The 13,504-nt window shown below is 47.9% G+C and carries 16 protein-coding genes; 1 reads left to right on the top strand and 15 read right to left on the bottom strand.

Going from position 1 to position 13,504, the window contains the following annotated elements; genetic code table 11:
- Positions 1 to 83 precede the first annotated feature (83 nt).
- The 12 genes from ABIC22_RS20110 to ABIC22_RS20055 form a co-directional block, all read right to left on the bottom strand.
- Positions 84 to 710: a tetratricopeptide repeat protein gene (locus ABIC22_RS20110; protein WP_354483314.1), complete on the bottom strand. Its 627-nt coding sequence runs from the start codon at positions 708 to 710 to the stop codon at positions 84 to 86.
- 92 nt (positions 711 to 802) lie between these two features.
- Positions 803 to 1,186 carry an aspartate 1-decarboxylase gene (gene panD, locus ABIC22_RS20105; RefSeq protein WP_095292807.1) on the bottom strand — a complete coding sequence of 128 codons (384 nt, stop codon included), beginning with the start codon at positions 1,184 to 1,186 and terminating at the stop codon, positions 803 to 805.
- The gene (panC, locus tag ABIC22_RS20100) at positions 1,179 to 2,075 is read right to left on the bottom strand and encodes a pantoate--beta-alanine ligase (protein ID WP_354483312.1); all 897 of its coding nucleotides are present in this window, start codon (positions 2,073 to 2,075) and stop codon (positions 1,179 to 1,181) included. Before panC ends, panD begins: the two co-directional genes overlap by 8 nt.
- Positions 2,072 to 2,947 carry a 3-methyl-2-oxobutanoate hydroxymethyltransferase gene (gene panB, locus ABIC22_RS20095; RefSeq protein WP_127540457.1) on the bottom strand — a complete coding sequence of 292 codons (876 nt, stop codon included), beginning with the start codon at positions 2,945 to 2,947 and terminating at the stop codon, positions 2,072 to 2,074. Before panB ends, panC begins: the two co-directional genes overlap by 4 nt.
- Positions 2,948 to 3,281: 334 nt before the next feature.
- On the bottom strand, positions 3,282 to 4,259 hold the full coding sequence (locus ABIC22_RS20090; protein ID WP_354483310.1) for a biotin--[acetyl-CoA-carboxylase] ligase: 978 nt from the start codon (positions 4,257 to 4,259) through the stop codon (positions 3,282 to 3,284).
- Positions 4,246 to 5,577 (bottom strand): CCA tRNA nucleotidyltransferase, encoded by a 1,332-nt coding sequence (locus ABIC22_RS20085; protein ID WP_354483308.1) that lies wholly within the window; start codon positions 5,575 to 5,577, stop codon positions 4,246 to 4,248. Before ABIC22_RS20085 ends, ABIC22_RS20090 begins: the two co-directional genes overlap by 14 nt.
- A 34-nt stretch (positions 5,578 to 5,611) precedes the next feature.
- Positions 5,612 to 6,772, bottom strand: coding sequence for an N-acetyl-alpha-D-glucosaminyl L-malate synthase BshA (gene bshA / locus ABIC22_RS20080; RefSeq protein ID WP_127540320.1), 1,161 nt, complete (start codon positions 6,770 to 6,772; stop codon positions 5,612 to 5,614).
- Positions 6,773 to 6,868: 96 nt separating this feature from the next.
- Complete coding sequence (gene bshB1 / locus ABIC22_RS20075) at positions 6,869 to 7,567, bottom strand: bacillithiol biosynthesis deacetylase BshB1 (protein WP_127540318.1); 699 nt, start codon at positions 7,565 to 7,567, stop codon at positions 6,869 to 6,871.
- A complete protein-coding gene (gene mgsA / locus ABIC22_RS20070) occupies positions 7,564 to 8,004 on the bottom strand; it encodes a methylglyoxal synthase (protein WP_354483306.1) in 441 nt (146 codons plus the stop codon). Before mgsA ends, bshB1 begins: the two co-directional genes overlap by 4 nt.
- Positions 8,005 to 8,015: 11 nt before the next feature.
- Positions 8,016 to 8,819: a 4-hydroxy-tetrahydrodipicolinate reductase gene (gene dapB, locus ABIC22_RS20065; protein WP_095292823.1), complete on the bottom strand. Its 804-nt coding sequence runs from the start codon at positions 8,817 to 8,819 to the stop codon at positions 8,016 to 8,018.
- An 85-nt stretch (positions 8,820 to 8,904) separates the two neighbouring features.
- Positions 8,905 to 9,429 carry a tetratricopeptide repeat protein gene (locus ABIC22_RS20060; RefSeq protein WP_127540316.1) on the bottom strand — a complete coding sequence of 175 codons (525 nt, stop codon included), beginning with the start codon at positions 9,427 to 9,429 and terminating at the stop codon, positions 8,905 to 8,907.
- A 51-nt stretch (positions 9,430 to 9,480) separates the two neighbouring features.
- Positions 9,481 to 9,810: a nucleotide pyrophosphohydrolase gene (locus ABIC22_RS20055; RefSeq protein ID WP_056696770.1), complete on the bottom strand. Its 330-nt coding sequence runs from the start codon at positions 9,808 to 9,810 to the stop codon at positions 9,481 to 9,483.
- Between the two features lie 170 nt (positions 9,811 to 9,980).
- On the opposite strand from ABIC22_RS20055, the gene ABIC22_RS20050 reads away from it, so the two are divergent.
- A complete protein-coding gene (locus ABIC22_RS20050; RefSeq protein WP_354483304.1) occupies positions 9,981 to 10,850 on the top strand; it encodes a YitT family protein in 870 nt (289 codons plus the stop codon).
- A 94-nt stretch (positions 10,851 to 10,944) separates the two neighbouring features.
- Here ABIC22_RS20050 and ABIC22_RS20045 read toward each other — a convergent pair whose 3' ends face one another.
- From ABIC22_RS20045 to ABIC22_RS20035, 3 genes are all read right to left on the bottom strand, one after another.
- Positions 10,945 to 11,814: a sporulation protein YpjB gene (locus ABIC22_RS20045; RefSeq protein ID WP_164764347.1), complete on the bottom strand. Its 870-nt coding sequence runs from the start codon at positions 11,812 to 11,814 to the stop codon at positions 10,945 to 10,947.
- A gap of 60 nt (positions 11,815 to 11,874) precedes the next feature.
- Positions 11,875 to 12,501 carry a DUF1405 domain-containing protein gene (locus ABIC22_RS20040; protein ID WP_354483302.1) on the bottom strand — a complete coding sequence of 209 codons (627 nt, stop codon included), beginning with the start codon at positions 12,499 to 12,501 and terminating at the stop codon, positions 11,875 to 11,877.
- A gap of 113 nt (positions 12,502 to 12,614) precedes the next feature.
- Positions 12,615 to 13,496: a menaquinol-cytochrome c reductase cytochrome b/c subunit gene (locus tag ABIC22_RS20035; RefSeq protein ID WP_354483300.1), complete on the bottom strand. Its 882-nt coding sequence runs from the start codon at positions 13,494 to 13,496 to the stop codon at positions 12,615 to 12,617.
- Positions 13,497 to 13,504: the final 8 nt, after the last annotated feature.

The raw sequence follows: 13,504 nt of genomic DNA, 5'->3' as shown, positions 1-13,504 counted from the left end.
AAAAAGGCGGTGTTCCCTCCATGATCTTAAAGGAGAAAACACCGTCTTGATGCCGCTGCACTGCACTTGAATTTCAAGTACGGTCAGCTTATTCCATATTGCAGTTGTCCGCTGTTCAGCCTGCAGGCTTCCATATTATACAACGGTTCGGTCAACGTCGGGTCATGCTGGAGTGCCTGTGCAAACAAGGAACATGCTCCTTTGGGATTCGCCATCTTGGCTTCGAGGCAGCCCAGTGCATTACAGGCTAACCCCTTCAGCCTCGGAGAACCATTCAAGTGTACGATGAGCCGCAGGTGACTTCCCGCTTCCGCGGTTTGATTGAGGTTCATATGCGCAAGTCCCAGATAGTACCGAGTCAGTGCACTATCCGGATATTCGGCAATAATTTGTGAGAACTGCACAATCGCCTGTGGATACATCTGTAACTTGAAGTATCCCTGACCGCGACTAAAGGATTCCAAATGGATTTCAGGCAGAGCCGTGACGGCTTCCTGTTCCGGTTGGAGTGCCACCGGCTGTTTTAAATCTTTGATCTGACTCATCTTCTCCTCAAACATCAGCCACTCATCAATCATCCCGTCACTCATCCGCTTCAGCAAGTTCCACTTTTGCAGCAGTTCCTGTTTGTTCAGACCTTCAGCGGAAGGGTAGCGCTTGATAATTTCATCTAACATGTCGTTCATTTCGGCGAAAACATGCTGGAACATCGATGCATCCCCACCCTTGAAAAAATGGATTAGTGCGTGACCTGTACTCATTTTTTGCAAGGTGGACCGATTTCATTCCCCTTACCAGCGGATTACATAATTGTCGCGTGAACTTCCTGCTTCATGGTCTGCACAGGTTTGTTTTGACCGTCCACAAAAACCACAGTAGGTTTGTGCGTATTCGCTTCTTCCTGAGACATCATTGCATATGAAATGATAATAACCGTGTCTCCTGGCTGCACAAGCCGTGCAGCTGCACCATTCAGACAGATTACTCCGCTGCCGCGTGGTCCGGGAATTACATAGGTCTCGAGTCGTGCACCATTGTTGTTGTTTACAATTTGTACTTTTTCATTTTCCATCAGATCAGACGTTTCCATCAGATCTTCATCAATGGTAATGCTCCCCACATAATTCAGGTTGGCTTCCGTAACGGTGGCGCGGTGAATTTTGGATTTCATCAATGTTCTAAACATGGGACAGTACCTCCGCTCTTTGCAATCTTGTATTATCAATCAGTCTCGTTTTGCCAAATTTCACAGCCAGCGCAATCAGTATATCATCTCGTCCATGCACTTTTTCCTGATCAGCAAGCGGCTCCAGACTCGGAAAAGCCTGAATCTCGGCATAATCAATAACAGCACGGGACGAACGCCCGATGTTCTCACGCAGAATACGCCGTATATCCGCAGCTGTTGTGTCAGCACTTATATCCACTGCTTCTTGAGCCGCACGCAGCGCCTTGGACAGGACCAAAGCTTCCTGACGATCTTCAGCACTCAAATAGACATTACGCGAACTAAGTGCCAAGCCATCCTGCTCCCGTACAATCGGACATGGAACAATCTCAACAGGCATATTCAGATCATTGACCATTTGCTGGATAACCGCTACCTGCTGTGCGTCTTTCATTCCGAAAAATGCGCGCTGTGGCTGCACAATGTTAAACAGCTTCGACACCACTGTTGTCACTCCGTCAAAGTGTCCTGGACGGGAAGCACCGCACAGCCGGTCAGTCAAGCTTGACACCGATACTGTTGTTTGTGTCTGCTGTGGATACATCTCTTCAACGGAGGGAATAAATACGATATCCACTCCCTGCGCACGCGCCGTCTCCACATCCCTGGCTTCATCCCGAGGGTAGCTGTCAAAGTCTTCATTTGGCCCAAACTGAATCGGATTTACAAAAATACTTAATACAACAATATCACTTTGCTGTTTGGCAGCATGCATCAGGCTAGCATGACCTTCATGAAGATAACCCATCGTAGGCACCAAGCCTACAATAGACTCTCTGGATTGTGTAGCTTGACGCTTCAAACCAATTTCCTGTCTAAGTTCTGTGATGGTCCGAATCACTTTCATGAGTTGCTCTCCACCTTTTCTTTGCGATGTCCATACAGCTGCTCCACAACGCCGTCTGCGGCAGTAAATACATGCTCCTCCGCAGGGAAGGAACGGTCTTTGACTTCCTTGACATAAGCTCCAATGCTGTTACGAATCAGCGTACCTACATCGCCGTATGTTTTGACAAAGCGTTTCGGCATGTATGGAGAGGCATACTGAACCACATCATGGAATACCAAAACCTGACCGTCACATCCACGTCCTGCGCCAATACCAATTGTGGGAATGGACAGTTCCTCCGAAATAGCTCTTGCCACTTCTTCGGTAACGAGTTCAAGCACAATGCCGAAGGCTCCCGCGGCTTCGAGTGCCTTCGCTTCATCCATTAGTCTTCTGGCATCTGCTGCATCCTTACCCTGGATCCGATATCCCCCGATCTGATTCACCGATTGCGGTGTCAGTCCGATGTGTCCCAGAACCGGTACGCCGGCTTGCACTACAGCCTTAACGGTATCCGCGATCTCCACGCCGCCTTCCATTTTGACTGCATGCGCATGACCTTCCTGCATCAAACGACGAACACCCTTTAGCGTTTCATCCACGCTGCCATGGTAGGTCATGAACGGCATATCCGCTACGATGAATGTACTTCCAGCACCCCTCACAACGGAGCGGGTATGATATACCATATCGTCTATCGTCACAGGCAGGGTTGAATCATAACCCAGCACTACATTGCCGAGCGAATCCCCGACCAAAATCATGTCAATGCCTGCTTCTTCCGCAAGCAGGGCCGTTGGATAATCGTAAGCCGTAATCATGCTGAGCGGCACGCCATCCTGCTTGTATTTTTTCATTTTCACAATATTCAACGCTTGTTTGTTAGCCATTTTCTTCATGGCTCCTTTCTCCTTTTCATTTAAGAACGCAACAAAAAAACCTTTTAGTTTTCCACTAAAAAGTCCCGAAAAGTCAAAAAAGAGTCACTTGCGATCGTCCCTTCTGTCTCGGTCCTCTTCGGCTCAGAGCAGAATCCAACAACTCACTTAACACATTTTCCATTTTGCTATGCATCTGTTCATCATCAAGCCAATCAGGCATACTGTTGCCGGAGTGCAATTCGGTCTGCAATAGCCGATATCGCCTCACGAACACAGTATACCAAAGATTAGCCCAAACTTCACGTGTTATGTTCATTATTTTAGTGGAAATTCGACAATTTCCTTAATTGATCAAGGATATTTCTCCCGATACTACGGTTATGCGTTCGCCACTTCTCTTCTCTACAATCAAAGCCCCTGAAGGATCTAGGCCAATGGCTGTTCCCTCAATGTCTCCCTGCGGGTTCGAAACCTTCACTTCCCGATGAATCGTAACGGAGAGAGCTTCCCACAATGACGCGATTACACCGAAACCTTCCCTTTGATACAAAAGGTAAAGATGTTCCATTTCATTCAAAATGGCAGCAGTTAACTTCGTTCGATCCACCTGCTGTCCGGTCTCGACTTTGATTGAAGTCGCAATGGACGTCAGATCCTCCGGATAATCCGTAAGATCAAAATTCACATCTACCCCAATACCTGCAATGCAGTATCGCAGTTCATGATCTTCTACCGCTGACTCTAGCAGGATGCCACACATTTTGCGTCCGTTAATCAAAAGATCGTTCGGCCATTTGATGCCTGCATCCGCCCCAGTATGTGCCCGTACAGCCCGGCAGACGGCTACCCCCGTCAGTAATGTCAGCTGTGGCGTATTCCGAAGCGGCTGCTCCGGACGCAGCAATATGCTCATCCAGATCCCTTTGCCAGGAGGTGAGAACCATTTACGCCCAAATCTTCCCCGTCCACCTGTTTGTTCCTCGGCAAGAACTACCGCACCTTCTGCCTGACCCTGTTCGGCCATTTGCTGAACATCGCCTTGCGTAGACAAGGTTGAATCTAGGATGAGTGCTTTACGGCCAAAGACAGACGTTTGCAGAGCCAGTTGAAGGCCTGCTGCATCAATGCTGTCTGGTCTCGTGATTAGGCGGTATCCTTTGCGGGAGACAGCCTCAAATTCGTATCCGAGATCGCGTAGCTTGTTCACATGTTTCCAGACTGCTGTTCTGCTAATGGACAGGTTCCGGCTGATCTCTTCCCCTGATACAAATTGTCCATCTGCATTCATGAGCATATGTAACAGTTCTTCATGCTTGGTCATCTGCAGCCACCCGTTTCACTTCAGCGGTCAGCGCTTCATGCTGATTCGCTATATTTCCAATCGCTGTTTCACGTAACAAATGCTTCATCAACTGGCCAAGCCAAGGCCCACCCTTGCGCTCGAGTAGCCCAAGAACATTCTCTCCGGTAATATGGAGATCCTTCAGCTCATGCACCGGCATGGATCGACTCCAATCCGCTGCGTTAGCAAGAATCGCTTGGTATGATGCCTCTGCTGAAGCGGAAAGGAGATGGCCAGCGGGGAGAACAAGTTGAATCTTGAGCCAATCCGCAGCGGCTTGACGTCCGCACGTCAGTTCAGCACTAATCCACTCAGATCGTATTGACACTTGATCCTTATGGTTTTGCACAACCGTCTTCAGTAACTCATCAAACTGTAAAACCCCGGTAACGCGCAAACGATCATCGTTGGAAAACGTCCACTTGCGTAGTAAAGCATCGGCTTCATCCTTCTTATATTGACCTGCGATCAACAGAAGCGACCAGCGCAGTAAGGAATCATTATCTTTCAGTTCCCCGATTCGAAGTAGTAGATTCCTATTGAAACGGCTGCCTTGCACCGGTGCCTTGATATATTCCAGTATTTTACTGTGCAGCAGCAAATCCAAACCTCGCAGCGGATGAGGTCCAGCCATCATCTTCACCATCTCGGTACGGACTCGCTCCATGGCAATATGTTGCAGCAAGTCTCTCTGCCTCATGAGACCTTTCCACGTGTTATAGGCAATGCTGAAGTCAAAAACCGAAGCAAACCGGACACACCGAAGCATGCGAAGCGCATCCTCACCGAATCGCTCACTCGCTGCGCCCACACATCTGACTCGTTCTTCACGAATATCCACTTGTCCACCAAAAGGATCAACGATTGTACCCCTTCTATCCATGGCCAGGGCATTCATCGTAAAATCACGACGCTGAAGGTCTTCTTTGATATCCTTGACAAACTGGACTTCAGACGGTCTTCGATTGTCTTTGTATTCCGATTCCGTACGGAATGTTGTGACTTCGAAGTAATACCCCCCTGAACGTACAGTAACCGTCCCGTGCTGGAGTCCTGTCGGAATACAGTCTGCAAACAGTTCCATCACTTGTTCAGGAGATGCCGAGGTTGTAATATCCATATCATCTACATTGCGACCCAGCAGCTCATCCCGAACACAGCCACCAACCCAAAAGGCATCATAGCCCTCTTCATTCAACTTGAGCAGCACCTGTTCACTCTGCTCAGCCATCTCGAGATCAACCCTTGTCCACTGCACCAAACCAATCACCTCATTACTTGCCTGTTGCTTGATCATTTTGTATCGCTGCTTCTATCGAATAAATAGAAGTTCAACCGCAAACGGGTTTTAGATTGGGAACTTCTCTTCCCAGTACCCGATAGTATATTTGTTCATATTCATGACGGATGGCATCATTGCAAAAATCATGATGTGCCCTATGAAGACAGGCTTCTCTGAAATCTGCTGCCAGTCGATCGTCGGTCAACAAGCGAATGGCGTTTTCAGCCATGGACTGTGTATCGCCGATGGGTGATAAATATCCGGTTTTCCCGTGTAATACGAGTTCAGGAATGCCTCCTGCCTGTGATCCAATGGTCGGCACACCGCAGGCCATCGCTTCCAGGGCCACAAGTCCGAAGCTCTCTTTCTCCGAAGGAAGCATTAGGATGTCTGCCATAGATATGACTTGTGCAATGTCATCCTGTTTACCCAGGAAATGAACTTTGTCATTCAGGCCCAATTCATTAATTTTCCATTGGATTTTAGGCAAATCCGGCCCCTCTCCAACAAACAGCAATTTGGCTGGAACCTGCTCCTGAACCTGACGGAAAACTTCAACAACGTCCTGTGTCCGCTTTACCGGGCGGAAGTTGGAGATATGCATCAATATTTTCTCGTTTGGAGCCGCAAAATCCCTGCGCAGACTGGCCGCATCCCGAGGATAATAAATTCGTTTATCAATAAAATTATATGTCAGATCAATTGGACGTTGAATGTCCAAAAGTTCAACCGTCTCCCGAATCAAATCCTGTGAAACCGCAGTTACAGCATCACTTTCGTTGATCGCAAGCCGAATGAGATCTTTCAGAGATTCATCCTGTGCCAGTACGGTAATGTCTGTACCATGCAGAGTTGTGACAACCTTCAGATCGTCGCCCACCATCTGTTTGGCCAGGAAAGCACATACTGCGTGCGGAACTGCATAATGCACATGCAGCAAATCAAGCTGCTGGGCTTTGGCTACTTGAGCCATCTTGGTTGCCAAAGACAGGTCGTATGGTGGATAACGAAATACATAATAATCATTCACTTCAACTTCATGGTAAAAGATATTTTTCTGAAAAGTACCCAGTCGGAACGGAATACTATTCGCAATAAAATGAACCTGGTGACCCTGTTCGGCAAGCAATTTGCCGAGCTCCGTTGCGACAACGCCAGACCCTCCGAGGGACGGATAACAGGTGATACCAATCTTTAGCTTTTGATCCATCCGGTGGACGCTCCTTTCATCTCCCGCGTGTGCGAGTTGATGTAACGCTGGCGGAATTCATATTTATATTAGGGTAAGAGCTTGCGCAGCAACGTATTATCTTGCTGCTGCGCCAAACTGCCCAACGACATAAGGTGTAATACTCGCAAACCCTTCTGCGAAAGAAATCAAACTCCGCTGACCCAGTAAGGAGTCTCTTGCTCTTACGCGCTCGATGTACCCCTGATTCAACGGGGTAGAAACTGTTCCTGCCCCTATCTCAAATTGGGAACGATAACTGAGCAGCGATTTTTCCTTTTGCTCATAGTGTTCCGTAATATCGACAATCAAATCCACCGGTCCCATATCGTTAATGAAGTAAAAATACAGCTCCTTCACTTGGGTGGCTGGCATGTTCGGCATATAATTACGCAGCTTGGCATTGAACACCGCTTCCTGCACAAGCTTGCTGCACATGACATGATCCGGATGACGATCTTCCCAATAGGGTGCAAATACAATTTTCGGGGCATGCCTGCGAATCTCAGCCGTCACTGCCTGTATGTGCTCAGGGGTTATGTATAAACCACGATCTGGCAAGCCCAAATTGGTTCGACACGAAAGACCGAGGACGCGGGAGGCTTCCTCCGCTTCCTCGGCTCTGCGCTCTACAGTCCCGTTGGACGACATTTCTGCTTTTGTCAGATCACACACGCCCACTTTCATGCCCGCTGCAGTATGTTTGGCGATCGTTCCCGCCATTCCAATCTCCGCATCGTCTGCGTGTGCCCCGAAAATCAGAATATCAAGACTCATTCGGAATCACCAGTTGTGACTCCAGCTTCCGGTTTGTATTTATGCACGAGCTCTCTCCATGCAAAATCGCCGCGATCCAATGCCTTAACCAGAATTTCAGCCGTTGCAATGTTGGTTGCTAGCGGAATGCCCTGTACATCACACAAACGAAGCAGGGCATTAATATCCGGTTCGTGTGGCTGAGCCATCAGCGGATCACGCAGGAAAATAATTAGATCCATCTCATTCTGAGCTACTAAAGCACCAATCTGCTGGTCTCCTCCAAGAGGACCTGATTCAAACCGGTAAATCTTTAAGGAAGTTCCTTCCATAATGCGAAGTCCGGTAGTGCCTGTCGAATACAATTGGTGATCTGTAAACACCGGTTCATAAGCTGTTACAAAGTTTACCATCTCTTCTTTTTTGCGATCATGGGCAATAAATGCAATTTTCAACATGACAATCTCCTTTAGTCGATAAAGTGATCAAATCCATAGATGAGTCCTGTATATTCCATAACCTTCTGTACACCGATTTTTACACCGGGCATGTAACCTGCACGTTCGTATGAATCATGACGAATTTTGAGCGTTTGGCCAAAATCGCCAAATACCACTTCCTGCTGCGCAAATACGCCAGGTAAACGAACACTGTGAATTCGGAATCCGTTATAATAACCTCCGCGGGAGCCTTCAATGGTTTCCTCTTCATTAGGGTTGCCCTGACGGATTTCCTCACGGTTGGCTGCAATCAGCTCAGCCGTTTTAATTGCTGTTCCTGAAGGCGCATCCAGTTTTTGATCTCCGTGGTACTCAATGATTTCAACGTTAGGCATATGTTTGGCCGCTTGTGCCGCGAATCTCATCATCAAAATGGCACCAATGGAGAAGTTCGGGGCAATCAGACCTCCGATCCCTTTGTCCTGACACTGCTTGTCCAGTTGTTCGATCTGCTCCGTCGTGAAGCCGGTAACTCCCATGACGGGTCTGACTCCATAACGGATCGCAAGTTCTGTATGAGCGAAAGCATATTGAGGTATTGTAAAATCAACCATGACCTGCGGTTTCGTCTCTGCAAAAGCCATTTCGATATCGTCGGTTACAAGCACTCCGCATTCCGGAAGACCGACCAGGGTTCCGGCATCAATACCCGCGCCGGAGCGGTTAACCGCGGCAGCAAGCTCCAGTTCCGGGTCTTGAAGAACCAGCTTCACCACTTCCCGGCCCATTCGGCCAGCCGCTCCGATTACGGCAACTCTTATTACTTCACTCATCTTGGCTGCATCTCCTCACTGTATGTTGGTTCAGTCACTAGAAAATTCATTTTCGTCAGCTTTCGCGTCAGATGAAATGAATTTCTTATTGAATAGAATTCTTACGCTGCTTAATTTGTTGGTACATTTGATGCAATTGTGCGTTCTGCGGATCCAGCGATATCGCATCACGAACAGCCTTGATTGCACGATCAAATTCATTCAAATCGCTATAGGCCAGCGCAAGCATCACATGCGCTTCGACAGACAGCGGATCAAGCTTAACCGCTTCTTTCAGCAGAGCAGCAGCCGAAACATATCGTTCGTGTGTTCCGCTGCCAGCCTGTTCCAGCAAAACCTTCGCCTGTGTACTTAGCTGTTTGGCTTCCAATGTCTGCAGATGCAGAACATATTCTTCGGTGCCACCGGACAGCTCAGCTGCCTTACGGGCATGTTCCAGTGCCGGACCAAGGTGCAAGCTGCGGGCATGTGTAATGGAACAACGGTAGTGAAGCTCCGCATGTTCCGGGTAAGCAAGAATAGCCGATTCAAACCAACGGATCGCTTGCTCAAAATCATTTTGCAAAATACAGCGGTAAGCCTGCTGCATATAATCTTCCGGCTTCATCATCCAAGCTGTCCCTCCCCAATCGGGTGATGGTACAGCATATGTAATCTACGCCTAATCGGTGTTTTTTGGAGTCCACCGATTTGCATCGCGTGTATTAAATTTATGCATGACTTTGTCGTGTGCCTGTGCCAGGTCAATCCCGAGCGAGTTGGCAAAACAAATCGTGATAAACAAAATATCCCCGAGCTCCAGCTCAATGGAATTGTCTGCTTCAGAAGCCTTCTTCGGCTTTTCACCGAACTCGTGATTGACTTCCCGAGCTAGCTCTCCCACCTCTTCCGACATACGCGCCAGCATGGCCAGCGGACTGAAGTAGCCTTCTTTGAACTGGGAAATGTAGAGGTCAACCTCGCGCTGCATTTCTGCGATGCTTTTCTCCATGAGAACGGATTCTCCTTTTGAAATTGTGTCGTATTTGTTCCTAATATATCAGTTATTTAGTTTGACTTCCACCATCCTGACGCACAAAACATTTTTAAAGAATCAATAAATAGGTATACTAAGATGGCAAGTATTGCTTCATCATTAATTTACATATGGAGAGGGATCTAATGAGCACTGCCAAAACTTGGATTCAAATCAAACTGATTCTCCCTATTTTGCTAGGTACTGCTTTGTATGCTTTTGGCCTGCTGTACTTCATTATCCCTAACAAACTAATGGAGGGCGGCGTCACCGGGGTTACCGTACTGCTCAATTATGCGTTTGGCCTCTCTCCGTCTCTGACGACCCTTGTTATCAATGTCCCGCTATTTCTGATTGGGCTCAAGATATTGGGCGGCAGACAGATGGTCTATACAGGGGTGGGCATTGGTGCCCTTACGGTGTTTCTGTGGTTGTTTGAGAAAATGATTCACTCGGGTTGGATTGAGCCACTGCACACGGAGAATGATCTCCTGCTGGCAGCCCTTTATGCAGGTGTCACTCTCGGGGCTGGTTTGGGCATCGTATTCCGCTCAGGCGGTACGACAGGTGGTTCAGACATCATTGCACGGATTCTCAATCGAAAATATGGATGGAGCATGGGCCGAATTTTGCTCGGTATCGATTTTATTATTATCGGCATTTCACTAATCTACATTCCAAAAGAAAAAATACTCTATACGCTGGTTGCCGTCTTTATCGCCTCCAAGGTCATTGACTTCATTCAGGAAGGGGCTTATTCCGCTCGGGCATTCATGATCATTAGTGACCACGCTCCTGAAATTGCCGATCTGATTACCCGGGAAATGGACCGCGGTGTAACTCTGATTCCAGCCATTGGCGCCTACTCCAAGCAAGCCAAACATGTTGCTTACTGCGTTATTTCACGTCAGGAGTTCAGGCGACTGCAAACCATTGTCAGATCTGTTGATCCCCGAGCCTTTGTTATCATCAGCGATGTTCATGACGTTCATGGAGAAGGCTTTAAGGAATCTTGAAACCCAACTGAAATATATGCAAAAAACCTCTATCCCAAGGACAAGCCAATTCGCTGCCTTGCGGTATAGAGGTTCTTTGGTTTGAAGTCGATGATCAGCGCCGGAATGGAAAGATGCCTTGCTGTTGTGCACGATATTTACGATATCCTGCATAAGTTAGTGCGGCCACAATCACGGAAGTGATGAATAATCCTGCCGCTCTCCGGTTCGGTCCCTGAACAAATGGAACAAAGGCACTCTCATCCTTCTCGCGACCAAACAATTGATTAACCAGTTCTTCGCCTTGGGATATCATGCTTTGCAGCTGAGTGATATCTGGCTGTTTAGCTCCAGTCAGCCCTTTGGTATGGGATAACCAGGCATCCAGCTGAGCGATCTCGTAGGGTTCACGGCGAATCATCGCTGCCGGTCGAATGGTTTCATAGTGTTCTTCAAGCAAAGCATATCGGCTCGTGAGTGCTGCTGCTTTCTCATGCTGACTCACAGCAGTGGATATGGCCTGAAGGTCATCTTTTACAATTTTATAATATTGGAGCCATAAGGGTTTGGATGGATTCGCAAGACTGTCAGCAGCGAGCCTCAGCTTGGCAGAAGCCTGCTGAAGACCGGTGTCATCACTTTTGACGCGGACGGCTGCTTGTTTTACTTCCACAATCGTTTCGGATAAGGCATGGATGCCTTCGACCGTCGTCTGACCTTCAAACGAAATATGCTCCAGTCGTTCGCTAATTCGCATAATACCATTTCTGACTTCTTCGATATTATGATCCAAGGCATGCCTGTAGAGCGATGTCGCTTCCTGATTAAGCTGCTGAATGGAACTGTTGACAAGGGCTTGTTGATCCGCTTCCCCTTCATTCCCTTCACTTTGTGCAGATACACTGTATGACAAGTTCGTCCAAAACAACAGCGCCATGAACGATACTACCAATAACCCGGTTTTGTTCCAGAACATTCTCTTCATGGACATCCCCCCCATACCAATGTATGGCAGGGCACGGCCACTTAGAACAAGCTTGCGAAATCAGGCTCGTCTAGCCTGTCTCAATGCAAGCAACGCACACAGAATGCTAACCAGGGTAAGCCCGAAAGTGAAATTGCATACGCCATCCAGATGCTCATAGAGGGCACTAGGCAGCCAAGGGAAAATATTATATGTATAGTCCATCGTATCGTTCAATAACGTCCATAGACTGGCAATAAGCAGCGCTACCCATCTGAAACCAAAGAACCTGACATAAATCAACGCTTCTATGGCCATGGCACTGTGTGAGGCGATCAGCATCCAGTCCTGCCAATGCGGCGACCCACCCTGCATCCAACCCGCAAAAATAATCGAAACGGCCCAGACCCCATATTTCACCGATGTAACCACAGCAAGAGCTTGAATAACATGTCCGATTCGGTTGAGCACCACAGACTTGGGTTTATATAGAACCCATAAAAGACCAAGGGTAAAAAACAAACTCGCTGTAGGACTGTCCGGAACAAACACAACCTGCCATATGGGCTGTTCCGCCAGTGTTAATTTCAGCTGATCTCCGTACCATATGTACCCATACACGGTACCCACTGCATTACACCAAAACAGAAGCCACAGAAAATACCGATTGGTCAGAAACTCCCGGCTCCAGAAAAACGATAAAGACACGTTCGCTGCCCCTTCCTTCATACTATTTCTATTGTCTTTATGAAGCGTTGATTGGTAAATCACTCAAAAAAACCTGACCGCAACAACAGTCAGGTTTTTGGCTTAATTTGATTTTACTGTTCTGCCTTCTGTTTCGCAAGCCATTCCGCCAGGTGATTAATATCGTCATCTGTCAGACCTTGGGCGATGGCTTTATCATACATGGGAGGCATACCGTTATATCCATCCTTAATAATGGCTAAAATTTCATCCTGACTGTGCTTGTCACCCACACCACGAAGTGAGGGGCCACTTGCACCCTTCATATCAGCAGCATGACAAGATACACACCCTGCCTTTTTAAACGTTTCCATTGCAGGGTCATCCTTCTCAACGATGGCCACTTCTTGCTGTTGGCCCGGTGCATTGGACGTTGGCAAACCTTGTGCATGTTTCTCAAGCGCCTCTTCCTCACGCTGAATGTGTTCAGGCTTCTGGCCTGTCGCTTCAAGCTCGTGCTTGTAGTGTGTCCAAGCCACATTCGTGAGATAAAATACAGAGAGGATTGACAGAACCATGAGTGATGATGCAATTGGACGTCTGTAAAACCGTCGTTCCTTGCCTGTATCCAAGAACGGGGCAAGCAGCAACGCTCCAAAAGCAACCCCGCTGACACCCAGAACACCGAGCAGGACATAATCGCCTGACGCATAAGGATATTTCAAATATTGATACAGAAATAGGAAATACCAGTCCGGCATTGGAATAACGGATGCGCTTGGATTGGCCGGATAACCAAGCGGCGCAGGTTCAGAGATGGTCAGTACCAGGATACCCACCAGCACCACAACACCAACCATCCATTCCTTCAGCAGAAAGTTAGGTATAAATGCTTCTGATTTGCCTGGATACGCTGTATAATCCGGCGGGGTAATAAAACCTGCCCCTTTTCGGACGCGTGAATCACCGACAAAGATAATCTTCTCCTGGTCATCAGGCTTGTGTCCGTGAGCCATTGCGATTC

Source organism: Paenibacillus sp. PvP094, from assembly GCF_040546835.1.
Classification (GTDB): domain Bacteria; phylum Bacillota; class Bacilli; order Paenibacillales; family Paenibacillaceae; genus Paenibacillus; species Paenibacillus illinoisensis.
The sequence above is the reverse complement of the archived record's forward strand: the minus strand, read 5'-3'. Positions and strand labels throughout refer to the sequence as shown.